The 22,937-nt window shown below is 68.8% G+C and carries 19 protein-coding genes and 1 pseudogene; 9 read left to right on the top strand and 11 right to left on the bottom strand.

Features of this window, described 5'->3' with window-relative positions; translation table 11 throughout:
* Both JMF86_RS11545 and JMF86_RS11540 read right to left on the bottom strand, forming a co-directional pair.
* Positions 1–619 (bottom strand): annotated as a pseudogene (locus JMF86_RS11545) (DNA translocase FtsK); the annotation flags it as partial.
* Between the two features lie 177 nt (positions 620–796).
* Positions 797–1,342: an META domain-containing protein gene (locus tag JMF86_RS11540; protein WP_011545864.1), complete on the bottom strand. Its 546-nt coding sequence runs from the start codon at positions 1,340–1,342 to the stop codon at positions 797–799.
* Positions 1,343–1,559: 217 nt separating this feature from the next.
* Here JMF86_RS11540 and purT point away from each other — a divergent pair, with 217 nt between their 5' ends.
* The 4 genes from purT (at position 1,560) to JMF86_RS11520 (ending at position 5,396) form a co-directional block, all read left to right on the top strand.
* The gene (gene purT / locus JMF86_RS11535; RefSeq protein ID WP_011545863.1) at positions 1,560–2,774 is read left to right on the top strand and encodes a formate-dependent phosphoribosylglycinamide formyltransferase; all 1,215 of its coding nucleotides are present in this window, start codon (positions 1,560–1,562) and stop codon (positions 2,772–2,774) included.
* Between the two features lie 18 nt (positions 2,775–2,792).
* A complete protein-coding gene (locus JMF86_RS11530) occupies positions 2,793–2,978 on the top strand; it encodes a DUF6726 family protein (protein WP_011545862.1) in 186 nt (61 codons plus the stop codon).
* An 87-nt stretch (positions 2,979–3,065) separates the two neighbouring features.
* On the top strand, positions 3,066–3,446 hold the full coding sequence (locus tag JMF86_RS11525) for an MliC family protein (protein ID WP_011545861.1): 381 nt from the start codon (positions 3,066–3,068) through the stop codon (positions 3,444–3,446).
* Positions 3,447–3,833: 387 nt separating this feature from the next.
* Positions 3,834–5,396, top strand: a complete 1,563-nt coding sequence (locus JMF86_RS11520) for a DEAD/DEAH box helicase (protein ID WP_054928036.1) — start codon at positions 3,834–3,836, stop codon at positions 5,394–5,396.
* A 261-nt stretch (positions 5,397–5,657) separates the two neighbouring features.
* Here JMF86_RS11520 and gluQRS read toward each other — a convergent pair whose 3' ends face one another.
* Both gluQRS and JMF86_RS11510 read right to left on the bottom strand, forming a co-directional pair.
* Positions 5,658–6,554, bottom strand: a complete 897-nt coding sequence (gene gluQRS, locus JMF86_RS11515) for a tRNA glutamyl-Q(34) synthetase GluQRS (protein ID WP_054928035.1) — start codon at positions 6,552–6,554, stop codon at positions 5,658–5,660.
* A gap of 25 nt (positions 6,555–6,579) precedes the next feature.
* On the bottom strand, positions 6,580–7,434 hold the full coding sequence (locus JMF86_RS11510; RefSeq protein WP_012328939.1) for a sulfurtransferase: 855 nt from the start codon (positions 7,432–7,434) through the stop codon (positions 6,580–6,582).
* A 216-nt stretch (positions 7,435–7,650) separates the two neighbouring features.
* On the opposite strand from JMF86_RS11510, the gene dnaE reads away from it, so the two are divergent.
* The 3 genes from dnaE (at position 7,651) to JMF86_RS11495 (ending at position 13,915) form a co-directional block, all read left to right on the top strand.
* A complete protein-coding gene (gene dnaE / locus JMF86_RS11505; RefSeq protein ID WP_054928034.1) occupies positions 7,651–11,184 on the top strand; it encodes a DNA polymerase III subunit alpha in 3,534 nt (1,177 codons plus the stop codon).
* A gap of 315 nt (positions 11,185–11,499) precedes the next feature.
* Complete coding sequence (locus JMF86_RS11500) at positions 11,500–12,588, top strand: glycosyltransferase family 9 protein (protein ID WP_054928033.1); 1,089 nt, start codon at positions 11,500–11,502, stop codon at positions 12,586–12,588.
* Positions 12,589–12,736: 148 nt separating this feature from the next.
* Positions 12,737–13,915, top strand: coding sequence for a glycosyltransferase family 9 protein (locus tag JMF86_RS11495; RefSeq protein WP_054928032.1), 1,179 nt, complete (start codon positions 12,737–12,739; stop codon positions 13,913–13,915).
* A gap of 127 nt (positions 13,916–14,042) precedes the next feature.
* Here the strand turns inward: JMF86_RS11495 and JMF86_RS11490 are convergent, their stop codons facing one another.
* The 3 genes from JMF86_RS11490 to JMF86_RS11480 form a co-directional block, all read right to left on the bottom strand.
* Positions 14,043–15,323, bottom strand: coding sequence for an O-antigen ligase (locus tag JMF86_RS11490; RefSeq protein ID WP_054928031.1), 1,281 nt, complete (start codon positions 15,321–15,323; stop codon positions 14,043–14,045).
* 138 nt (positions 15,324–15,461) lie between these two features.
* Positions 15,462–16,304 carry a glycosyltransferase family 2 protein gene (locus tag JMF86_RS11485; RefSeq protein ID WP_054928030.1) on the bottom strand — a complete coding sequence of 281 codons (843 nt, stop codon included), beginning with the start codon at positions 16,302–16,304 and terminating at the stop codon, positions 15,462–15,464.
* Between the two features lie 153 nt (positions 16,305–16,457).
* On the bottom strand, positions 16,458–17,210 hold the full coding sequence (locus JMF86_RS11480) for a glycosyltransferase family 2 protein (RefSeq protein WP_012328934.1): 753 nt from the start codon (positions 17,208–17,210) through the stop codon (positions 16,458–16,460).
* A gap of 225 nt (positions 17,211–17,435) precedes the next feature.
* On the opposite strand from JMF86_RS11480, the gene msbA reads away from it, so the two are divergent.
* Positions 17,436–19,187, top strand: coding sequence for a lipid A export permease/ATP-binding protein MsbA (gene msbA, locus JMF86_RS11475; RefSeq protein WP_011694340.1), 1,752 nt, complete (start codon positions 17,436–17,438; stop codon positions 19,185–19,187).
* Positions 19,188–19,280: 93 nt separating this feature from the next.
* A complete protein-coding gene (locus tag JMF86_RS11470) occupies positions 19,281–19,673 on the top strand; it encodes an RcnB family protein (RefSeq protein WP_012328932.1) in 393 nt (130 codons plus the stop codon).
* A 94-nt stretch (positions 19,674–19,767) separates the two neighbouring features.
* On the opposite strand, the gene JMF86_RS11465 is transcribed toward JMF86_RS11470, so the two are convergent.
* The 4 genes from JMF86_RS11465 to JMF86_RS11450 all read right to left on the bottom strand — a co-directional run bounded on the left by JMF86_RS11465 (position 19,768) and on the right by JMF86_RS11450 (position 22,905).
* Positions 19,768–20,334 (bottom strand): aromatic acid exporter family protein, encoded by a 567-nt coding sequence (locus tag JMF86_RS11465; protein ID WP_027806451.1) that lies wholly within the window; start codon positions 20,332–20,334, stop codon positions 19,768–19,770.
* 42 nt (positions 20,335–20,376) lie between these two features.
* On the bottom strand, positions 20,377–21,636 hold the full coding sequence (locus JMF86_RS11460; protein ID WP_011545849.1) for an MFS transporter: 1,260 nt from the start codon (positions 21,634–21,636) through the stop codon (positions 20,377–20,379).
* Positions 21,633–22,598: a PRC-barrel domain-containing protein gene (locus JMF86_RS11455; RefSeq protein ID WP_054928029.1), complete on the bottom strand. Its 966-nt coding sequence runs from the start codon at positions 22,596–22,598 to the stop codon at positions 21,633–21,635. Before JMF86_RS11455 ends, JMF86_RS11460 begins: the two co-directional genes overlap by 4 nt.
* A gap of 91 nt (positions 22,599–22,689) precedes the next feature.
* Complete coding sequence (locus tag JMF86_RS11450) at positions 22,690–22,905, bottom strand: hypothetical protein (protein ID WP_027806452.1); 216 nt, start codon at positions 22,903–22,905, stop codon at positions 22,690–22,692.
* Positions 22,906–22,937: the final 32 nt, after the last annotated feature.

The raw sequence follows: 22,937 nt of genomic DNA, 5'->3' as shown, positions 1-22,937 counted from the left end.
GCGGCGCGCTCGGCTTCAGCCAGCCCGACGGCGCGACGGGTTCCGCAAGGGGGCGCGGCGGGGTCTTGCTGCGCGGCTTCGGCCGTGCCTGCGGATCGGGTTTCCACACTGTCGGGCGCGAATACCGGCCGTTCTGGCGCGGCGCCATCGAGTTGACGGTATGCGCGGTGGTCGGCTGCACGACGTCGTCGTCGCGATGCAATGCACTGCGCGGCAGGTCGGCGATCCCGCGCGCGTCGTCGTCGCCGCCGTCGCGCGACAGCTTGACGCCGAACGACGTGTCGACCCACGCGGCGAACTGCCGCCAGCCGATGCCGGTCAGCCACGGCAAGCCGGCGAAGAACAGCACGACCATCGCGACCGGCGTGCCGATCGGGCCGAGCACGTGGGCGAAGCCGGCGGAGAACGCATGGCCGAGCGCGTTCGTGTCGGGGCCCGACAGCGGGCTCGTCAGCGTGCAACTGGCGACGAATACCGCGGCGAAGCCGAGCCACAGGCGGATCGAGCCGCGGCCGGCAAGCCCGCCGCCGCCGGGCAGCATCGCCTGCACGAGACGCCAGAAGAGAAGGAGGAACCAGACGGCGGAGATGCCGAACCAGCCGAAGACAACCGTGTGCATGCTTTGAAACAGGAGTGGGGAGGGGCGCGCGGGGCGCGACCCGCCGAGTTTAACCGGCCGGCGAACAAGACTCTAACGCGGCGTGATTCCGATTCACGCCGCGCGACGCACGTGGGCGGCACATGCGCGTCGTGCGCCACGCGAAGGCGGTCGGTCGGCCTCCGCGCGCGCCGTGCATCAGGGGCTCCGGTGCGTGAACGTCAGCGTTGCGCCGGCCTGGGTCACGATCTGCAATTGCTGGGGCGCGCGCATCTGCACGCCGGTCTTGTCGACGTGGGCGAGCGCGTCGAGATACGCGGATTCGAGCTGGCCGCCGAGCGTGTTCGGGCAGGCCATCCGCGTGCCGGCGAGCGGGCCGAAGCTCAGCAGGCCGTTCTTGACCGCATAGGTGCCCATGTAGCGATTGCAGCCCGAGAACCCGCTCGCGCGCCGGATGCCCGACTCGGTCGACAGTGCGAGCTTGATCGGCTCGCCGTTGTCGCCGTGCGGGATCGCGCGTTGCGTGCCGTCGGCGTTCACCCAGCTGGTGAGTTCCCAACTCGTGTCGTCGAGCAACTGGACGGCGGCCGGGTTGTACGGGTCGGGCGCGGGGGCGGCGGAATCGGGATGGGTCGGCATCGTGCAGGCGGCGAGAAGCGTGGCAAGCGTCAACGCGCAAAGCGGCGCGCGCAACGGGCGAAGCAGGCCGGTGCGTGCGCGTGCGGCCGCGGACAGGTGGGACATGAGCCTCGTTCCTCTTCGGATTCTGATCAAGGCGTAAGAGTAACGCACCCGCCCCGCGGCAGGCGAGCCGACACTTCGCGCGCGAAAACGTTCGCAGCCCGCCCACGGGCCTCGCGCGACATGGCGCCGGGGGCGGCCAAACGGCCCAAACCGGCCCGGATGCCCGTGTTAACATCGAAGCCGTTTTCGTCCTCCAACAGAACCAGCGGGAAATCACATGCAGATCGGTCAGCGGCTCGGTACGCCGCTTTCACCCTCGGCCACGCGCGTCATGCTGCTCGGCGCGGGCGAGCTCGGCAAGGAAGTCATCATCGCGTTGCAGCGTCTCGGCGTCGAAGTCGTCGCGGTCGATCGCTATCCGGACGCGCCCGGCCATCAGGTCGCGCATCGCGCGCACGTGATCGACATGACGGACCCGGCCGCGCTGCGGGCGATCGTCGAGGCCGAGCGTCCGCACCTGATCGTCCCCGAGATCGAGGCGATCGCCACCGACGCGCTCGCGGCGATCGAGGCGGCCGGCCTCGCCGAGGTGATCCCGACCGCGCGCGCGACGCAGCTCACGATGAATCGCGAAGGGATTCGCCGGCTCGCGGCCGAGGAGCTCGGCCTGCCGACTTCCCCGTATGCGTTCGCCGATTCGTTCGAGGCATTCAGCGCGGCCGTCGCGAAGATCGGCATGCCGTGCGTCGTGAAGCCCGTGATGTCGTCGTCGGGCAAGGGGCAGTCGGTCGTGAAGACCGACGCCGACGTGAAACCCGCGTGGGACTACGCGATGGCGGGCGGGCGTGTGAACCACGGCCGCGTGATCGTCGAGGGCTTCGTCGATTTCGACTACGAGATCACGCAGCTGACCGTGCGCGCGATCGACCCGGCGACGCTCGACACGCGTACCTACTTCTGCGAACCGGTCGGCCACGTGCAGGTGGCGGGCGACTATGTCGAATCGTGGCAGCCGCAGCCGATGAGCGCGGTGGCACTCGAGAAATCGCGCGAGATTGCGCACAAGGTGACCGAGGCGCTCGGCGGGCGCGGCCTGTTCGGCGTCGAGCTGTTCGTGCGCGGCGACGACGTCTGGTTCTCCGAGGTGAGCCCGCGGCCGCACGATACGGGCCTCGTCACGCTCGCCTCGCAGCGCCAGTCGGAATTCGAGCTGCACGCGCGGGCGATTCTCGGGCTGCCGGTCGATCCGGCGCTCGGCACGCCGGCTGCGTCGGCGGTGATCTACGGCGGCCTCGACGAGCGCGGAATCGCGTTCGAAGGCGTGCGCGACGCGCTCGCGGTGCCGGGCGCGGACTTGCGCCTGTTCGGCAAGCCGGAAAGTTTTGCGAAGCGACGCATGGGCGTCGCGCTGGCAACCGGCGCGACCGTCGACGAAGCCCGCGAACGCGCGAAGCGCGCGGCCGCGGCCGTCCGGCCCGTGTCGGCGCGCTGACGGAACGAGGAGAGGACGATGGCGTCGAGAGCGTTGCGTATCGGAAAGCTGGGCGTCGCGCTGGCGCTCGTCGCGAGTCTCGCGGGCTGCGGCCTCGCGGCCGCGCCGTGCCGGGTGGCGTCGGCCGGACTCAAGATCGTGCCGCTCGTCGGCCATGTCGCCGCGGCGCCGACCGATGCGTGCGCGGATGTGATCGATCCCTGATTCCGGCAAGCCGCCGAGCCTCCCTATAAACAATAACCGCGCGCCCCGCGAGGGCGCGCTTTCCACCCGTCTCGTGAGAGGACCTGCATGATTCGCCAAACCCTCGCCGCGCTTGCGCTCGCCGGCACCGCCGTTTCCGTCGCGCATGCCGCGCAACTGACCGTCGAGGAGATCGACGCCGACGCGCGCCAGCAAACCGTCTACCAGTGCGCGAACCAGAAGCAGCCCGTGCGCGTGTCGTACTGGCTCGCGGGCAACGGCCAGAGCTTCGCGCTCGTGCCGGTCGACGGCAAGCAGATGCTGTTCGTCGATACGGTGTCGGCATCGGGCGCGCGCTACCAGGCCGGCCGCTATACGTGGTGGACGAAGGGCAAGGAAGCGACGCTGCGCGACGAGATCGCCGACCCGAAGTCGCCGCCGCTGCTGGGCGACTGCGCGCAGGTCGAGAAGAAAAAGAAGAAGGGCTGAGCGGCGGGCGCGATCGCGGAGCGTATTCATCCGTGTTGACCGCTGTCGGGCTGAAGGCTCGACACGCGGGTTGGCGGCGGGGCGTGCTGATGCGAGGCTCCCGGATCGAACCCTTAATCGAGTTCATCGGCCGATACGGATACCCCGATCGACCAACCGCCGGCCCGCACGGGCGGGAGCAGGGCCGCCGCGCGAACCGCCGTCGTGGCCGTTCGCGGCGTTGTCACGGACAGATTCCCGCACGGTGCTACAATACGGCCCTTTCCGCCGGCATTCGCGCCGAACGGAGTCCGCACGGTCTGGCGTCCAGCGTTCGCATTGAACCGGTCCCAAGCACCAGAGCGGCGCCGCGCGGCGCGCCGCGGCTCCGTCTATTTCCGAATTGTGATGAGCGCAGGCCCGGCCGGCCTGACGCACGATGTCCCCGCCGCGCCTTTTGAGCGAAACGCCACCATGTCCGATTCTGTCGCCAAGCCCGTCGACGCAACCTTCGATCAATTCGGCCTTGCCCCCGATATCCTGAAAGCCATTGTGGAGCAGGGCTATACGACGCCGACGCCGATCCAGGCGCAGGCCATTCCGGTCGTGCTCGCCGGCCGCGACGTCATGGGCGCCGCGCAAACGGGCACCGGCAAGACCGCGAGCTTCTCGCTGCCGATCATCCAGCGTCTGCTGCCGCAGGCCAACACGAGCGCGTCTCCGGCGCGCCACCCCGTGCGGGCGCTGATCCTCACGCCGACCCGCGAACTCGCCGACCAGGTCGCCGCGAACGTGCACGCATATGCGAAGCACACGCCGCTGCGCAGCGCGGTGGTGTTCGGCGGCGTCGACATGAATCCGCAATCGGCCGAACTGCGCCGCGGCGTCGAGATCCTGATCGCGACCCCGGGCCGCCTGCTCGACCACGTGCAACAGAAGACGGCGAACCTCGGCCAGGTGCAGATCCTCGTGCTCGACGAAGCCGACCGGATGCTCGACATGGGTTTCCTGCCCGATCTGCAGCGCATCCTGAACCTGCTGCCGAAGGAGCGTCAGACGCTGCTGTTCTCCGCCACCTTCTCGGGCGAAATCAAGAAGCTCGCGTCGACCTATCTGCGCAACCCGCAGACGATCGAGGTCGCGCGCAGCAACTCGACGAACGCGAACGTCACGCAGATCGTCTACGACGTCGCCGAAGGCGACAAGCAGGCGGCCGTCGTGCAATTGCTGCGCGATCGCGGCCTCAAGCAGGTGATCGTGTTCTGCAACAGCAAGATCGGCGCGAGCCGCCTCGCGCGCAATCTCGAACGCGACGGCGTGGTCGCGTCGGCGATTCACGGCGACAAGACGCAGATCGAGCGGATGCAGGCACTCGACGCGTTCAAGCGCGGCGAGATCGAGGCGCTGGTCGCGACCGACGTGGCCGCGCGCGGCCTCGATATCGCCGAGCTGCCGGCCGTGATCAACTTCGACCTGCCGTTCAGCGCGGAAGACTACGTGCACCGGATCGGCCGTACCGGCCGCGCGGGCGCGACGGGCGACGCGCTGTCGCTGTGCAGCCCGAACGAGCGCAAGCAACTCGCCGATATCGAGAAGCTGATCAAGCGTCCGCTCGACGTGCAGACGCTTACGATCGACAAGCCGGCACGCCAGCGTCACGACGAACGTGGCGGCGAGCGCAACAACAGTGAGCGCGGCGGCGAACGGGGTGGCGAACGCGGAGGTCGGCGCGATCGCGACGAGCATCGCGGTGCATCGGGCCGCCGCTCGGGCAGCACCGAGCGCGGCAGCCATCATCGCCGCCACGAAGCGCCGGTCGACGATTTCTTCCTGAAGCCGTACGAGCCGTCGGCGTCGGCGAAGCAGCCGGACGATGCGCAGCCCGCGCAGCAGCCCGAGAAGAAAGGGCCGAAGCGCCAGGTTGCCGCGCTGCTCGGTGGCTTTGGGATGCCGCGCAAGCCGTCGGCGTAAGCCGGACGGAGCGGCGGGGCGGCGTGTGAGCGCTGCCGGACAAGCGGGTGCATGCGATGAGCATGTGCCCATTTTTCATTGGGCGACGTGATCGGGGCGGTGTGCAGCAGGGAGTATCGCTTGACGCGCAGGGGAGGGACTTTCGACACCGAGTCGTCAGCCGGCGTGGCGCTCAGGCTTCCGTCATGCTTTCATGCGAGCGGATGCAACGCTCGCGGAGGCCGGCGCGTAGTCGGCACGGGCCGGTGTCCTGCAAGCGACTCAACCGGCGCGCGGCCCGAAGCGACGCGCCCACGCATCGGTCGCGGCCGTGTAGAACGCGTCGAGCGTCCCGCCCGGCAGATCGCCATCGTTGGCCAGGCCGAGATGCGCGGCCGCAGCCTGCAGCGCGGGCAGCGGATCGTTGCGTTCGAGCGCTGTCGCGCCCGTCTGCTTGCTGAGCTTTTCGCCGTTCGCATCGACGACGACCGGCACGTGCAGGTACTCGGGCGTCGGCACGCCGAGGCAGCGCTGCAGGTAGATCTGGCGTGCGGTCGAGTCGAGCAGGTCGGCGCCGCGTACGACGTGCGTGATGCCGGCATCGGCATCGTCGACGACGACCGCGAGCTGATACGCCCACTGGCCGTCCGCGCGTTTCAGCACGAAGTCGCCCACTTCGGCCGCGAGGTTCTGCGATTGCGTGTGCTGCCAGCGGTCGGCGAACGTGACGACCGCGTCGCAGCCGTCCGGCACGCGCAGCCGCCATGCGCGTGCGGGCTTGCCGTGCAGGCCGGTGCGACAGGTGCCCGGATACGCGAGCGTCGTGTGGCGTTCATGGGCGGCGCGCAGTGAATCAGCGATCTCCTTGCGCGTGCAGCCGCACGGATAGACGAGCCCCGCCGCGACGAGCTGCTCGAGCGCGGCCGTGTACGCCGCGTCGCGCGTGCTTTGCCAGACGGGCGGCTCGTCGGGCGTCATGCCGAAATGCGCGAGCATCGCGAGGATGTCGTCGGCCGCGCCGGGCACCGTGCGCGGGCCGTCGAGATCCTCGATGCGCACGAGCCATGTGCCGCCGTGCGCGCGTGCGTCGAGCCAGCTTGCGAGCGCGCCGACCAGCGAGCCGAAGTGCAGCGGGCCGGTGGGCGAAGGCGCAAAGCGGCCGCGATAGCCGGGGTTCATCGGCGGTGCGCGGTGCGATGCGCCGTTACGCGGCGCTGGCGGCCTGCGCGCAGGCGGGGCACGACTTGCCGGGCACGTAGCTCGGCGATTGTTGCGCTTCCGGCGTGACGACCGCACGGCACGCGAAGCACGTGACGTTCTCGGTGGGCTGGAGCTGCGGGTTCAGCGCGGTGCGGTAGTCGAACACGAAGCAGTCGCCGTGATAGTGCGCGCCGCCGACTTCCTCGAAGTACTTCAGAATGCCGCCTTCGAGCTGGTACACGTTGTCGATGCCGATTTCCTTCATGTGGATCGCGGCCTTTTCGCAGCGGATACCGCCGGTGCAGAACGACACGACCGTCTTGCCTTCGAGATCGGCGCGGTTTGCGTCGATCACTTCCGGGAATTCGCTGAACTTGTCGATCCGGTAGTCGAGCGCGTTGTCGAACGTGCCGACGTCGACTTCGAACGCGTTGCGCGTGTCGAGCATCACGACCGGGCGGCCCGCATCGTCGTGGCCGCGGTCGAGCCACGCCTTCAGCGTGCGCGCATCGACGAACGGCGCGCGGCCGAGCTCCGGCTTGATCGCGGGCTTCTTCATCGTGATGATCTCGCGCTTCAGGCGCACGAGCATGCGGCGGAACGGCTGCGAGTCGGACAGGCTTTCCTTGAACTGCAGCGTCGCGAACTTGCCCTCGAACAGCGGATCGTGGCGGATGTACGCGATGAACGCGTCGGTGGCTTCGCGCGTGCCGGCGATGAACAGGTTGATGCCTTCCGGCGCGAGCAGGATCGTGCCGCGCAGGCCGAGTTCGTTGCAGCGGGCGGTGACGAGCGGGCGCCATTGCTCGTTCGCGTCGAGCGATACGAAGTGGTAGGCGGCGAGGTTGACGATGGTCATGATGGTCCGACGGGAAAACGGCCGCACGGCGGCCCGCAAAAAAGGGTGCGAAGCCGGGGCGTTGATTCGAAAAACCGTATTATCCCGCAAACGGCGCGGGCATCGGTACCTGGCCGATCGGCCAACCGCGCGACGCGTCGCCGCGTGCATCGGCCGAACGGCCAAAGCGGGCATTTTTTGGGCAGCTTGCGCGGCGGGGCGGCTACAATAGCGCCCATGTCAGATCCTCGCTTCGTCCATCTTCGCGTCCACTCCGAATTCTCGATTGCCGACGGCATCGTGCGCATTGACGACATCGTCAAGGCGGCGGCCGCGGACGGTCAGGGCGCGCTCGCGCTCACCGATCTCGGCAACGCGTTCGGCCTCGTTCGTTTCTACCAGGAAGCCCGCGGCAAGGGCATCAAGCCGATCGCCGGCTGCGACGTCTGGATTGCCAATCCGGACGACCGCGACAAGCCGTCGCGGTTGCTGCTGCTGGTCAAGGACAAGGTCGGTTACCTGAATCTCTGCGAGCTGCTGTCGAAGGCGTGGCTCACGAACCAGTACCGCGGCCGCGCGGAACTCGACGCGAGCTGGCTCGACGGCGAGCTCGCGCAGGGGCTGCTCGCGCTGTCGGGCGCGCAACAAGGCGATATCGGCCTTGCGCTGGCTGCGGGCAACGAAGAAGCCGCGCGCCGTCACGCCGAGCGCTGGGCGCGGGTGTTTCCGGGCGGCTTCTACATCGAGCTGCAGCGTTACGGCCAGCCGGGCGCCGAGGCGTACATCCAGCAGGCGGCGGCGCTCGCCGCGTCGCTGAAGCTGCCGGTCGTCGCGACGCACCCGACGCAGTTCATGACCGACGACGATTTCACCGCGCACGAGGCGCGTGTGTGCATCTCGGAAGGCGACATCCTCGCGAACCCGCGGCGCCAGAAGCGTTTCACGACCGACCAGTATTTCCGCACGCAGGACGAGATGGCCGCGCTGTTCGCCGACCTGCCGTCGGCGATCGCGAACACGGTCGAGATCGCGAAGCGCTGCAACCTGAAGCTCGAGCTCGGCAAGCCGAAACTGCCGCTGTTCCCGACGCCGGACGGCATGTCGCTCGACGACTACCTGGTCCAGTTGTCGAAGGAAGGGCTCGAGGCCCGTCTCGCGCAGTTGTATCCGGTCGAGGCCGAGCGCGACGCGCAGCGCGACACGTACTACAAGCGCCTCGAGTTCGAGTGCGGGACCATCACGAAGATGGGCTTCCCCGGCTACTTCCTGATCGTCGCGGACTTCATCAACTGGGCGAAGAACAACGGCGTGCCGGTCGGCCCGGGCCGCGGCTCGGGCGCCGGCTCGCTGGTCGCGTACGCGCTCGGCATTACCGATCTCGATCCGCTGCGCTACAACCTGCTGTTCGAGCGCTTCCTGAACCCGGAACGCGTATCGATGCCCGACTTCGACATCGATTTCTGCCAGCACGGCCGCGATCGCGTGATCCAGTACGTGAAGGAGAAGTACGGCGCGGACGCCGTCTCGCAGATCGCCACGTTCGGCACGATGGCCGCGAAGGCGGCCGTGCGCGACATCGGCCGCGTGCTCGACCTCGGCTACATGTTCACCGACGGCATCGCGAAGCTGATTCCGTTCAAGCCCGGCAAGCATGTGACGATTGCCGACGCGATGAAGGAAGAGCCGCAGTTGCAGGAGCGCTACGACCACGAGGACGAGGTTCACCAGCTGCTCGACCTCGCGCAGCGCGTCGAGGGTCTCACGCGTAACGTCGGGATGCACGCCGGCGGCGTGCTGATCGCGCCCGGCAAGCTGACCGATTTCTGCCCGCTGTACACGCAGGGCGACGAGGGCGGCGTGGTCAGCCAGTACGACAAGGACGACGTCGAAGCCGTCGGCCTCGTGAAGTTCGACTTTCTGGGCCTCACGACGCTGACGATCCTCGACTGGGCCGAGCGCTACATCCGCCGCCTCGACCCGTCGAAGGCCGACTGGTCGCTCGCGCAGGTGCCGCTCGACGATCCGGCCTCGTTCCAGATCCTGAAGAAGGCGAACACGGTCGCGGTGTTCCAGCTGGAAAGCCGCGGGATGCAGGGCATGCTGAAGGATGCGCAGCCCGACCGCTTCGAGGACATCATCGCGCTCGTGTCGTTGTACCGTCCGGGCCCGATGGACCTGATTCCGAGCTTCTGCGCGCGCAAGCACGGGCGCGAGAAGGTCGACTATCCGGACCCGCGCGTCGAACCCGTCCTGAAAGAGACCTACGGCATCATGGTCTATCAGGAGCAGGTGATGCAGATGGCGCAGATCATCGGCGGCTACTCGCTCGGCGGCGCCGATTTGCTGCGTCGCGCGATGGGCAAGAAGAAGCCCGAGGAGATGGCCAAGCACCGCGAGATCTTCGCCGAGGGTGCGGCGAAGAACGGCCTCACGCGCGAGAAGTCCGACGAGATCTTCGACTTGATGGAGAAGTTCGCGGGCTACGGCTTCAACAAGTCGCACGCGGCCGCGTATGCGCTGCTCGCGTATTACACCGCGTGGCTGAAGGCGCACCATCCGGCCGAATTCATGGCGGCCAACATGACGCTCGCGATGGACGACACCGACAAGGTGAAGATCCTGTTCGACGACTGCGTCGTGAACAACCTTGCCGTGCTGCCGCCGGACATCAACCAGTCGCATTACCGGTTCGAGCCGGTCGCGGAAGCCGACGGCAAGCGCTCGCGCACGATCCGCTACGGCCTCGGTGCGGTGAAGGGCAGCGGCCAGAACGCGATCGAGGAAATCCTGCGTGCGCGCGAGGAAAAGGCGTTCACCGACCTGTTCGACTTCTGCGAACGGATCGACCGGCGCGTCGTCAACCGCCGCACGGTCGAGGCGCTGATCCGCGCCGGCGCGTTCGATTCGCTGAACCCGAACCGTGCGCAGCTGATCGCGTCGGTGCCGCTCGCGATGGAGGCGGCCGACCAGGCCGAAGCGAACGCAATGCAGGCCGGCCTGTTCGACATGGGCGCCGAGTCGCCGCATGCGCATGCGCTCGTCGACGAGCCCGCGTGGGACGACAAGCGCCGCCTTCAGGAAGAAAAGGCCGCGCTCGGCTTCTACCTGTCCGGCCACCTGTTCGATGCGTATCGCGACGAAGTGCGCCGCTTCGTGCGGCAGAAGGTCGGTGATCTGAAGGAAGGGCGCGACAAGCTCGTCGCCGGCATCATCGCGTCGCTGCGCACGCAGATGACCCAGCGCGGCAAGATGCTGATCGCGCTGCTCGACGACGGCACGGGCCAGTGCGAGATCACGATCTTCAACGAACAGTTCGAGGCAAACAAGGCGCTGTTCAAGGAAGACGAGCTGCTGATCGTGCAGGGGCAGGCGCGCAACGACGCATTCACCGGCGGCATTCGCTTCACGGCCGATACCGTGATGGATCTCGAACGCGCGCGCAGCCGCTACGCGCAGGCCGTGCGGTTGACGATGAACGGCAACGCCGACGCGCTCGCGCTGCGCCGCGTGCTCGAGCCGCACGTGTCGAAGGACGATCCGGCCGCCGCGAACGTAGTCGACGCGCCCGCGCCGCGCGGCGGCGGCCGCGATGGCGGTCGGCGCCCGCCGCCGCCGCTGCCGAACGGGCTTGCGGTCCAGATCCACTACAGCAACGCGCGCGCGCAAGGCGAAATGCGTCTGGGCGACGCGTGGCGCGTGAAACCGAGCGACGTGCTGCTGGCGGAGCTGCGTGCGGCGTTCGACGGCAGCGTCGTCGAAATCACGTACTGACCGCGCGCTGTTTCGACGGCTGTCGCGCATAGGCGGCCCGTCGCATCGCCATCGTGCGGTGCGGCGGGCCGTTTTGACGTCGTCCAAGGGTAATCGGGCGCTTGGGCTTGCCCTCCGGACGCTATACAATCCCGCGCTAACCGTCCGAACGCGGCGCCTGCCGCGGGTTCGCACGGCGAGCGGCGCCGGCAGTGCGCGCGTAAACAGGGGCGGATCGATGCGGCGTGCGGCGACCTGCGGCAGGGCAGGCCCGCGGATCAGGATGCCGTGGAACGGCCCGCCGCGACGATAAAAACGGATTGTCACCACATGACCATGGCCAATGGGAACCCGACGCAGCGGATCCTCGTGATCCGGATTGATTTTCTGGGCGACATGCTGTGCACGACGGCGTTTCTCCGCGCGCTGAAGGCGCGCTGGCCGGGCGCGGAGCTACATGTGGTCGCGAACCGCTACAACGCGGCCGCGCTGGCCGGAAACCCGGACGTGCACACGATCCACACCTACGTGTACAGCCGCCAGTGCGAGCGCAACGACCGTCCCGGGCGGATGCGCGCATTCTTCGACCGGCTGCGACTCGTGCGCCGCCTGCGCCGCTTGCGGTTCGACCTCGTGATCGTGCCGAACGGCGGCATGCATCGCAGCAGCATGCAGTTCGCGCGCCAGCTTCGCGCGAAGGATTGCCGCTGGCACGATGCCGAGACCGAATTCGACGATCGCAAGCCCGAGCATGTCGCGCAGCGGCCGATGTGCCACGAGGCGTTGTCGGGTTTCCGCTTGGTGCCCGAACTCGGCTGCGCCGATCTCGATGGTCTCGAACTGTCGGTCCATCCCGATCGTGCGCGGCAGGAAGCGTGGCATCGCCTGCTCGGCGCGCGCACGAAGCCGCGCGTCGGGCTGTTCGTGTCGAACAAGGCGGTCGAGCGCCGCTGGCCCGCCGACCGCTGGCGCGACCTCGGCGAGCGGCTTGCCCCCGTCGCGGATGTGATCGTGTTTCGCGATCCGGCCATCGGTCAGGCCATCGAGGGCGAGGGATGGCGCGACGTGAATGCGCGGCATGTCGCGCCGTCGTCGGTCGCCGATCTCGTGGCGGCCGCGAGCCTGCTCGATGCAATCGTCTCGGCCGACAGCGCGCCCGTCCATCTTGCGTCGGCGCTCGGCGTACCGGTGGCCGCCCTGTTCGAGGACCGTCCCGAGAAATACCTGCGCTGGCATCCGATAGGCGTGCCGCACGTGATCCTGCGCGCGGGTCGGACCGTCGATGCGATCGGTGTCGATGCGGTCGAGCGTGCGGTGCGCCACCTGCTGTCGCAGGCCGGCCAACGCGACGAAGCGCCGGCCGCCGCGGCGCGCGTGCAGCCGGCCGCCGCCACGGCGCCCACGATCGCGACGATCGCTTCGTAGCGCGGCACGAACGGCCCGCTCGCGTACCGCGCGACACGTCACGATCGGGCCGCATCGTGGCCGCTTCCATCGCCGGCGCGCGACGCCGCGCCGGCTGCTGCAAAATCCTGTACATTGCCAGCCTTGTTCAGCCAGCCAGACGATCGCCGTGGCCCTGTTTTCTTCCGCCCGTCCGCCCAGAACCATTCTCGTTGCCGCGCCGCGCCGTATCGGCGACGTACTGTTGACGACCCCGCTCGTACGGTCGCTGAAGGCCCGCTGGCCGGACGCGCAGATCGACATGCTGGTGTTTCGCGGCACCGAGGGCGTGCTCGAGCACAATCCGGACGTGCGGCGCGTGATCGTGGTCGCGCAGCGCGCGGGATTTGGCGAGCGGCTACGCGATGCGCTGTCGATGTGGCGCCGCTACGATCTCGCATGCGCGGCGCTGAGTTCCGACCGGCCGCGTTTCTATAGCTGGTTCGCCGGCCGCAAACGGGTCGGCCTCGTCGACCCGAATCGCGTCACGTGGCTGACGCGGATGATGCTGAACGGGATCGCGATCAATCACCACGAATCTGCCCATACGGTCGTCAGTACGCTGGCACTCGCGCCGGTGCTCGGCATCGAGCCGGTGTCCGAGGTCGTCGCGCCCGGCATCGGCGATGATCCGGCGCGGCGCGCGCGTTTCGACGCGTGGCTCGCCGAGTCGCCGGCGATCCGCGCCGGCAAGCCGCTGGTCGTGCTGCATCCGTATCCGATGTTCCGTTACAAGCAATGGCGGCTCGACGGCTGGGTCGAAATGATCGGCTGGCTGCGCGAGCAGGGCTTCGCGATCGCGCTGTCGGGCGGCCCGGCCGACCGCGAGCGCGAGTATGCGGAGCAGGTCGCGACCGAGGCGGGTGGCGACGTGTTGAACCTGGTCGGCCGCCTGACGTTCGGCGAGAGCGCGGAGCTCGTGCGGCGCGCGCGGCTGTTCATCGGGCCCGACACCGGCGCGACGCACGTCGCGGCCGCGACGGGCACCGACACGATTGCACTGTTCGGGCCGTCCGACCCCGTGCGCTGGGGGCCGTGGCCGCAGCACTGGCCTGCGACCGAGAATCCGTGGGCGCTGCGCGGCTCGGGGCGGCACGCAAACGTGTGGCTGCTGCAGGGGGACGGAGATTGCGTGCCGTGCCGCCACGAAGGCTGCGAGCGTCACGTCGACAGTCGCAGCGACTGCCTCGTCCATCTGGATGCGCAGCGCGTGAAGGCCGCGGCAGCCGAGATGTTGGGGCTGAATCCGCCGGGTCCGGCCGACGTCATCGTCGACACGTCGCGGCTGCGCCGTGCCGGGGCCGACTGACCCGCGCCTTTCTTCGTCAGCAGGAGTTTGTTTCGCGGAGCGCCGCGCGGCTCTCAGGCATCGACGGGGCGGATGTCCGCCGCCGCCGAACCGGGTGGGCGGGCCGCGGAACGTAGGCAGGCGTGCGTTACACGCTGCGCCGGATCGCCGACGTTTCGCGCGGCAGTGCTTCGCTGCGTTCGCCGCAACCGAGCAGGATGCCGGCCAGCAGCACGATCAGGTGCCCTTCGGCGAAATCCAGCAGCAGCGAATTCGCGAGACTGCCGATCGCGAAGATCGCGAGCCACGCGAGCAGCAGGTGTCGCGAGCGCGGATCGAGTGCGCGGCTGCCGCGCGCGATCTGCACGATCAGGTTGACGAACAGCAGCAGGCCGACCGTGCCGAGCTGCACGGCCATCAGCAGATATTCGTTGTGCGGGTTCGACGTGAGCTGGCCTTCGGCGGCCGTCTTGCCGGCCGTGAGCTTCTCGAATTCGGATTCGAGGCCGCCCGCGCCGTAACCGATCACGGGGCGCTGGCGATATAGTTCGCCCCCCTTCTTGTACCACTCGAGGCGCAGGCCGGTTGACGTGGCCGCATCGCTCTGCCGGTATTGCTGCACTTCCGTCACGACCTTCGTCAGCCGGCCGTTGTGAACCGTGCATGCAGCCACCACGAGCGCGACGCCCGCCAGTACGAGCGTGCCGGCGGCGAGCCCTGCACGCAGTGCGGACTGCCGGCGCAGCAACAGCACGAAACGTATCGCGACGACGAGGATCAGCAACAGCGCGATGACCTGTCCCGTGCGTCCCTGCAGCATCACGAACACGTTGACGAGCGACCACACGGCGATGCCCGCATAGGCGACACGGGACAGCCGCGTGCGGGTCGCCAGCGCGAGATCAGCCGCCTGGTAGAAGAGCAGCGCGCCGAACATGCCGGCCGCAATGTGGTTCTTGAACACCCAGGCGCGCGACAGCGGCAACTGGGTCGCATGCGCCGGCCCGATCGCGGTGAGCCCGAGGTAGTTGGTGGTCGACAGCAGCAGAATCACGCACAGCGTACCGAACCAGCAGCGCCGCACGATCGGCGCCCAGTTCGAATGACGGAACGCGAGCACGGCGAACGGCAGCAGCAACAGCTTGTCGTACTTCGCGACCCAGTTCCACGCCTTGTCATGCGGCGCGACCGTATAGGTGACGCTCACGGCCAGCGCGGCCAGAATCAGCAGTGCCGCGAGCGAAGCCGGGTCGGTGACGAACGAGCGCAGGTCGCGCCAGAATTCGGGAGAGATCACGAGCGCCACGGCGAACAGCCCGCAGAACACGTTGGTCAGCGCCGTCGAGACGGGCACCATGCAGAGCGCGGCGACGGCGAAGGCGCGGGCGGCGGTCAGGCGCCGCGTGGCGGGAGCGGAAAACGAAAGCATCGGAACCTGTCGTATGGACGAATGCGGCTCGCGGACATCGTGCACCGTGCCGCGTCGCGCATCCCGGCGAGAGAGCCGGGACGAACGGCGCAGTATACGCGAAGCAGGACGGCTTTCCGTGCGGTTTTCGGGGCCGGATCAGCTGAATGCGCGCTTGATCCGCGAGCGCAACAGCGCGCGTTTGAGGCGGCCTTCCACAGCCGGCGTATCGAGCGCGATCTGCGTGCCGACCGGCTCGCCGCGATGCAGGTAGTAGCGGTCGAACGTCGCCTGGGTCATGCCCCATTTGTTCAGGAACTGGCGGCGGCCGTCGTTCTTGACGATCTTGCCGGTGCTCTTCTGCTGGAAGTGGTACACGAGGCTGTCGCCGACGCCGACGAAGATCCGGCACCCGGCGTCCCAGAATTTCATCGAGAAGTCGTTGTCGCTGCTCATGCCCGGCGACAGCTCGCTGCTGTAGCCGCCGATGCGGTTCCACCAGTCGCGGTGCACGAGCGTCGGCGGCCAGGTCGAGCCGAGCCAGTCCGGGCGTGCCAGCTTCGGGGTCGCGGCGACCAGGCCGGCCGCGTCGAATTGCTCGGCGTCGCGGCCGAAATTGCTGACAACCACGCACGGATTGCGCGTGTCGACCGGCTCGATCATCGTGCCCGACAGCATGAACAGGTCGGTCGGCATCTGTTCGATGTGGCGCACGAGCGCCGTGTCCCAGCCCGGGCAGCAGAACATGTCGTCGTTCATGTAGACGACGTAGTCGCGCGTGGCCCGCGCGGCGGCCAGGTTGACCGCATGGCAGATGCCGATGTTGGCCGGCGACGCGGTGTGCTCGATCCCTTCGTGGCGCACCCAGTCGAGCGTGCCGTCCGAGCCGTCGTTCACGTGCACGATGATCTGGTGGTCGTACGCGGAGTGCCGGCGCAGGCTGTCGACGACGAGCTTGAGGTACGGCAGGTTGTTCCAGGTCGGAATGATGATGGAGAACATGGTGGTCGGAATCGGTGGTCGTCGTGGCGCGCGGCGCAGCCGCTCGGGCGGGTACGCGCGGTGCGCGCAACCCGGCATTGTAACGCCGGGCGGCCGTGCGCCGGGCGCTCGCCCAGGGCACGTTCGCAAGCCCGTTATTGGCGTGAACAGGCCCTAGCGTACCGGTTCGTGACCGAGCTTCAGGAAGCGGTAGTACACGGTTTCCGCGTTGAACACCGCGATCATGAAGCCCGCGCGACCGTCGAGGAACCCGCGCCGCAGCACGTAAGTGCGCACGAACGCCCACGCGCCGCGGCCGAGCGCCTTGCCGAAGCCGCCGCGCTGACCGGCCGCGCGGCGCTGGCGCGCGCCGGCCGTCGAATACGCGTCGAGCTTGCGCACGACCGTTTCGAAATCCTCGTACGAGTAGTGCATCAGCTTGCCGGCCAGGCGCTGCGCGGCCGTATCGAACACGAGGCGCTCGTGCACGAGGTCGTCCGAGAACCGCGCGGTGCCGCGCCGGAACAGCCGCGGCACCCAGTCCGGATACCAGCCGCTGTGATGGATCCACTGGCCGCAGAAGCTCGACAGCCGGTCGAGCGCATAGACCTGCGCGGCCGGCGCGCGGATCGCGTCGCGGATCGAGCGCGCGAGTTCCGGCGTGACGATTTCGTCGGTATCGAGCGACAGGATCCAGTCGGTGCCGAGCGCGTCGAGCGCGCGGTTCTTCTGCGGGCCGAAGCCCGGCCAGTCGCGCTCGACGATCACGCGTGCGCCGTGCGCCTGCGCGATCGCGACGGTATCGTCGGTGCTGCCGCCGTCGACGACGACGACATCGTCGGCGAACGACAGCGCATCGAGACACTGCGCGAGTCGCGCGGATGCGTTGAGGGCGATGAGGGCGACGCCGAGGGTGGGTTCAGCCATGAAATCGTCGGAAAGGCGGAGAAAACGGTGAGCGGCAGTATACCTGCGGCCCGGCCGGCGGCCGTCTCGACAACGGCCGTGCCGGCGAGGGCGGTACAGCTATAATGTTGAGCCCTTTTCGGCACCCGCCCGACAGGGGCGCACACCCGGGCGGCCACGTGCCGGGCGCCGCATCGCGGCTCAAGAAGGATTGCCTTGGAAACCCAGAACACTCTTCGCAAACCGATGGACGGCACCGGCACCTCGCCGATGACGGTCCTCAAGCGCCTGTGGCCGTACATCCGGCCGCTCATCGGCATCGTGGTGCTCGCCGTGGTGACGATGGGCGTCGTCGCGGCCACCGAGGCCGGTATCCCGGCCCTGCTCAAGCCGCTGCTCGACCACGGCTTCGGCTCGCACGGCAGCGACAGCGCGAAATGGTACGTGCCGATCGCGGTGATCGGGCTCGCGCTGGTGCGCGGCGTGTCGCAGTACACATCGAATTACCTGCTCAACTACGTATCGAACCGCATCCTGCTGCAGCTGCGGCTCGAGATGTTCCAGCGGATGATCCATACCGGCGCGTCGTTCTTCCAGCGCGAAACCGCGAGCACGGTGATCAACGCGATCGTGTTCGAGGTCAACCAGATCCTGTCGGTGCTGACGGGCGTGATGGTCACGCTCGTGCGCGATTCGCTGACGGTGATTTTCCTGCTCGGCTACCTGTTCTATCTGAACTGGCGGCTCACGCTGATCGTCGCGGTGATCCTGCCGGGCATCGGCTGGCTCGTCAGCAAGATCAACCGCCGGCTGCGCCGCCTGAACCGCGAGCACCAGACGCTGACCAACGAGCTGTCGTACATCGTCGAGGAGACGGTCGGCGGCTACAAGGTCGTCAAGGTGCACAACGGCGAAGCGTACGAGATGGACCGCTTCACGACGATGAGCAAGCGCCTGCGCGGCTACGCGATGCGCATGACGATCTCGGGCGGCCTCGCGCAGCCGCTCACGCAGTTCCTCGCGTCGATCGCGCTCGCGGTCGTGATCACGATCGCGGTCGTGCAGTCGTCGAACGACCAGACGACGGTCGGCGGTTTCGTCGCGTTCGTCACGTCGATGCTGCTGGTGATCTCGCCGCTCAAGCACCTGATCGACGTCAACCAGCCGCTGCAGCGCGGGATGACGGCCGCCGAGCTGATCTTCGGGCTGATCGACGAGCCGGCCGAGCCGCAGGGCGGCGGGCGGCCGCTGTCGCAGGCGCGCGGCGAGATCGAGTTCCGCGCCGTGTCGTTCGACTACGGCGCGGCCGAACGGCCGACGCTCGACCGTATCTCGTTCAAGGTCGCGCCCGGCGAAATGATCGCGCTGGCCGGCCCGTCCGGGAGCGGCAAGACGACGCTCGTGAACCTGCTGCCGCGCTTCTTCGACCCGACGGACGGCACGATCCTGGTCGACGGCGTGCCGGTGTCCGACTACGATCTCCACGCGCTGCGCAGCCAGATGGCGATGGTCAGCCAGGACGTCGTGCTGTTCAACGACACGATCGCCGCGAACGTCGCCTACGGGCAGACACCCGACCGCGCACGCGTGCAGGCCGCGCTCGAGGCCGCGAACCTCGCCGATGCGGTCGCCGCGATGCCCGACGGGCTCGATACGCTGGTCGGCGGCAACGGGATGCGGTTGTCCGGCGGCCAGCGCCAGCGACTCGCGATTGCGCGCGCGATCTACAAGGACGCGCCGATCCTGATCCTCGACGAAGCGACGTCGGCGCTCGATTCGGAGTCGGAGCGCCACGTGCAGGCTGCGCTCGAGCGGTTGATGGAAGGCCGCACGACGCTGGTGATCGCCCACCGGCTGTCGACGATCGAGCGCGCGGACCGCATCCTCGTGCTCGAGGCCGGCAAGATCGTCGAGGAGGGCAGCCACGACGAACTGCTGCGCCACGGCGGCCTCTACGCGCACCTGCACCGGATCCAGTACCAGCAGCAGGCGGCGTGACGCGCGCTCATGCGGCCGCGATGCCGTGTGCTAGTCTTCATCGGGCAGTCCCGGTCGTTTCTTGTTCGACGTGATACCACGGAGGGAAGGACAATGAAGAGGATGCACGGCATGATGCTGGCCGCATGGATCGCGGCCGGCTGCGCCGCCACCGCGGCGATGGCGCAGGATCACGGCAACCACGACAATCGCGATGACCGCGGCGGCCACGGCATGCAGCGCGGCCATGGCCCGAAACACGTGCCGCCCGGGCAGGCGAAGCATCGCGACGACGACGTACCGCCGCGCTGGGCCGACGGGCCGCGCCGCGACTGGCATAAGGGCGACCGGCTGCCGGACGAATTCCGCGATCGTCAGTACGTGGTCGACGACTGGCGCGGCTACCGCCTGAGTCCGCCGCCGCGCGGCTATCACTGGGTCGGTGTCGGCGGCGACTACCTGCTCGTGCAGATCGGCTCGGGCATCGTGCTGCGGGTCGGTCCGTAACCGGGGCCGTCGCGCGGTCCGTCACCCGGTCCATCACCGTGACGCCGCTTTCCGAACGTTCATCCGGCTGCCGGGCGCGTCGCCCGGCGCCGCGTCACTTTGCCGCCGCGCGGCGGAACCAGCGCCGCTCGATTCTCGACATCACCCAGCACACACCCAGCGCGCACACCGTGCCGAGCGTCACTTCGCCGAACCGGATCAGCGGAACGTCCCACAGCGGGCCGTTGCCCGGAAACAGCAGCACGATCGTCGCGGTCACGCCGCCGAGCCGCGCGGCGCTGCCGATGTTCAGGCACCAGCAGCAGACGATCACGACCGCGACCGTGATCGCATACGCGACGAGGCGATCGCCGCCCAGCGCCGCGCCGGCGAAGCCGAGGAGGCCGCCGACCATCGCGCCGATGAACTGGTCGCGCGACAGCGACATCGTGTCCGAGTAGTTGTGCTGCGTGACGGCGATCGCGGTGATCGCCGCCCACACGGCCTGCTCGCTATGCATCGCGCGGCCGATCGCATACGCGAGGCACGCGCCGCAGACGGCCTGCAGCGCCATCAGGCCGCCTTGCGCGAGCCGTTCGCTGAATGACAACCCCTTGAACAGATCGAAGATCGACTGCTGGATCTGCTGGCGGGCTTCGTTGAGAGTCCTGATCGTATCCATCGTGCATCGGCCAAGAAGCGGGTAGCGGGCGGCGCGCCGCCGTCAATGCGCCTGTTCGGGCGACGCGGCCGCCGGTTCGTCGGCCGTCGCATCGCCGTTCTCGACGCGCGTTTCGGGCATCACGAGCCAGACCAGCAGCACCGCGAGCGCGCCGGCGGCCGCGAGCCCGAAGAAACTGACCGCGTTGCCGAAGTGGTCGGCGACGTAGCCGGCCACGGCCGTGCTGAGCGTCGCGCCGATCCCGGCCGCGAGCCCGAACAGCCCGATACACAGGTTGTAGCGGCCCTTGCCGCCCGCGACGTCGGCCGCGATCAGCGGCAGCATCACGCCGAACACGGCCGCGCTGATGCCGTCGAGCATCTGCACCGGCACGAGCAGGTACGGGCTGCTGACGCCGGCGAACAGCAGCGCGCGCACCGGCAGCGCGGAGAAGCCGAGCAGCAGGATCGGCCGGCGCCCCCAGCGCTGCGCGGAGCGGCCGACCCACGGCGACAGCATCGCGACGATCGCCTGCGGCACGATGATGCACGCGGCGATCACGAGCTGCACGTTCTCGCCCATCCCGGCCGTGACTTCGCCGGCCGCGAGGTTCAGCATCGCGGCGTTCGACAGGTGGAACAGCACGACGCAGGCCGCGAAGATCAGCATCCGGCGGTCGCGCAGCAGTTCGAGCAGCGTTTCGCGCTCGCCGGCTTCGTCGAGCTCGTCAGGCTTCGACGACTGCGGAATCACCTGGTGCGTCGGCTGGATCATCGCGAGCGCGAACAGCGCGGGCAGCGCCAGCACGGCGGTCAGCCAGAACACCGCGCGCGCGGAGAAGTATTCGCCGGTGAGCCCCATCAGGCCCGCCGCGACCGCACTGCCGATCGACGCCCAGCGCGCGTTGCGGCCGAGCCGGTCGCCGAGGTCGGCGCGACCGACGAGCGAGAACGAGATCGCGGCCATCGCCGGCACCAGCATGCAGCTTGCAAAGCCGTGGAACACCTCGGCGGCGATCACCGGCACGATCGTCGGGCTGGACGCGAGCAGAACCGCGGACAGGATGATGGCCGCGATCGCCCACGCGGCCGCGCCTTTCTTGTTCTTCAGCGCATCGACGGCCGCGCCGCCCGGCACCTGGCTGACCATCGCGCTGATCGTGCCGATCGACAGCACCATGCCGATCTCGCCCTGCGTCCACTTGTGCGACGCGAGGTAGGACGCGATGAACGGACCGAACCCGGTTTGAACGTTTGCAACGAAAAAGTTGAGCCAGTCGAGGGCCCGGAGACTGCGCACGCTGACGGAATGCTTGATCGTCATCGGGTAGCACTCGCAGACGAGGCCGGTGCGGCCGGGGCAACGGGCGGGAAGACCGCGACGATCGGCTTGTCGGCCGCGTACGGCGGCGAGGCCTTGATCTGGGCGTCGTTCAGGTCGAGCTGCGGGTGCAGCGCCTTGTCGCGCGTGACGAAGCGCAGCGCGCCCCAGCTCGCGGCGATCGAGCGGCGGTCGGTATTGACGAGCCCGCCGAGGTCGAGCACGACGGCCTGCGGCTGGGCGCCGCGGTCGATCAGCACGTCGACGATGCGGCCGATCTTCGTGCCGTTCGGGCGCTCGACGTCGCTGTCGAGCATCGGCAGTCGCGTCGCCGGCGACGCCGCGGCCGAGCCCGACAGCGGCACGGCCTTCGGCCGCGCGGACGGCGGCAGGTCGCCCGACGGCACGTCGAGCACGATCGGCTCCTGTTTGCCGCCCGGCGTGAAGCGGAACACGTTCCACGGGAAGATGACCTTGCGGTCGCCGATGCCCATGAAGCCTTGCAGGTTGACGATCATCTCGCGCGGCTTGCCGCTCGCGTCGACCACCATGTCGACCGCGCGGCCGACGACCTTGCCGTTGCGGCGCGCGACCTCGCTGTCGAGCAGCGCGTGGATCTGGGTGCGGTCGAGCGAGCGCGTCGCGACGATCGGCGGGGGCGGAGGCGGCGGCGGGGTCGGCGATTCGGGACGCTGCACGGGCTTCGGCCGCGTCACCTCGCGGTGCGGCTTCTTCGGCGCTTCCGGTTCCTCCGGTTGCGTCGGCGCGGGCACCGGCGGCATCGTCAGCGGCTCGCCGGCGGTCTCCTCGACAGGCTCGACGAGCGCCTCGCTGATCGGCGCGGGCGGGTTCTGGACAGGCAGTAGCCCGCAGCCGGACAGCAGCGCGGCGACGGCGAGAATCAGGAAGACCGTCGACGACGGCAACGACTTGCGGGATGCGGGAAACGGGAGTCCGCCGCTCATTGACACTCACTCCATGGGTCGGGGGCGGCCCGAGGGCACGCGGCTGGCGATGGATGGCGGGTGCGGGCGGCGCACCACGCGAGGTGAGAGTTTAACGTGTCTTGCTTTCAGGACCGACTTCGATGGCCTGTTGCAGGCCGACCGTCGGGAAAAGGAAGGGATCGGACGCGGGTTGGAGGCCCGGCTGCGGTGCCTGATCGACGACGATGCGGGCGCCGGCGCCGCTGCCGCGGGGCCCCTGGCTCAACGAGCCGAGGCCCGCGGACCGCGGCAACCGCGCCGCAACGCCTGCCGCAATCATGGCCATTCGGCGGACGCGGCGCAGGCGCGGCTGCTGTC

It is taken from the genome of Burkholderia sp. E168m15 (genome assembly GCF_016586105.1).
GTDB lineage: Bacteria > Pseudomonadota > Gammaproteobacteria > Burkholderiales > Burkholderiaceae > Burkholderia > Burkholderia orbicola.
Note: the sequence above shows the minus strand (reverse complement) of the source record. Positions and strands in the feature narration are given on the sequence as shown.

What these genes read in the sequence shown, in the direction of transcription:
- JMF86_RS11485 (WP_054928030.1), bottom strand. Translation starts at nt 16,304, where the DNA reads ATGTTCTCCATCATCATTCCGACCTGGAACAACCTGCCGTACCTCAAG.
- msbA (WP_011694340.1), top strand. Translation starts at nt 17,436, where the DNA reads ATGGACGGCACCGGCACCTCGCCGATGACGGTCCTCAAGCGCCTGTGG.
- JMF86_RS11480 (WP_012328934.1), bottom strand. Translation starts at nt 17,210, where the DNA reads ATGGCTGAACCCACCCTCGGCGTCGCCCTCATCGCCCTCAACGCATCC.
- dnaE (WP_054928034.1), top strand. Translation starts at nt 7,651, where the DNA reads ATGTCAGATCCTCGCTTCGTCCATCTTCGCGTCCACTCCGAATTCTCG.
- JMF86_RS11525 (WP_011545861.1), top strand. Translation starts at nt 3,066, where the DNA reads ATGATTCGCCAAACCCTCGCCGCGCTTGCGCTCGCCGGCACCGCCGTT.
- gluQRS (WP_054928035.1), bottom strand. Translation starts at nt 6,554, where the DNA reads ATGAACCCCGGCTATCGCGGCCGCTTTGCGCCTTCGCCCACCGGCCCG.
- JMF86_RS11465 (WP_027806451.1), bottom strand. Translation starts at nt 20,334, where the DNA reads ATGGATACGATCAGGACTCTCAACGAAGCCCGCCAGCAGATCCAGCAG.
- JMF86_RS11460 (WP_011545849.1), bottom strand. Translation starts at nt 21,636, where the DNA reads ATGACGATCAAGCATTCCGTCAGCGTGCGCAGTCTCCGGGCCCTCGAC.
- JMF86_RS11455 (WP_054928029.1), bottom strand. Translation starts at nt 22,598, where the DNA reads ATGAGCGGCGGACTCCCGTTTCCCGCATCCCGCAAGTCGTTGCCGTCG.
- JMF86_RS11500 (WP_054928033.1), top strand. Translation starts at nt 11,500, where the DNA reads ATGGCCAATGGGAACCCGACGCAGCGGATCCTCGTGATCCGGATTGAT.
- JMF86_RS11520 (WP_054928036.1), top strand. Translation starts at nt 3,834, where the DNA reads ATGAGCGCAGGCCCGGCCGGCCTGACGCACGATGTCCCCGCCGCGCCT.
- JMF86_RS11530 (WP_011545862.1), top strand. Translation starts at nt 2,793, where the DNA reads ATGGCGTCGAGAGCGTTGCGTATCGGAAAGCTGGGCGTCGCGCTGGCG.
- JMF86_RS11470 (WP_012328932.1), top strand. Translation starts at nt 19,281, where the DNA reads ATGAAGAGGATGCACGGCATGATGCTGGCCGCATGGATCGCGGCCGGC.
- JMF86_RS11510 (WP_012328939.1), bottom strand. Translation starts at nt 7,434, where the DNA reads ATGACCATCGTCAACCTCGCCGCCTACCACTTCGTATCGCTCGACGCG.
- purT (WP_011545863.1), top strand. Translation starts at nt 1,560, where the DNA reads ATGCAGATCGGTCAGCGGCTCGGTACGCCGCTTTCACCCTCGGCCACG.
- JMF86_RS11540 (WP_011545864.1), bottom strand. Translation starts at nt 1,342, where the DNA reads ATGTCCCACCTGTCCGCGGCCGCACGCGCACGCACCGGCCTGCTTCGC.
- JMF86_RS11450 (WP_027806452.1), bottom strand. Translation starts at nt 22,905, where the DNA reads ATGGCCATGATTGCGGCAGGCGTTGCGGCGCGGTTGCCGCGGTCCGCG.
- JMF86_RS11490 (WP_054928031.1), bottom strand. Translation starts at nt 15,323, where the DNA reads ATGCTTTCGTTTTCCGCTCCCGCCACGCGGCGCCTGACCGCCGCCCGC.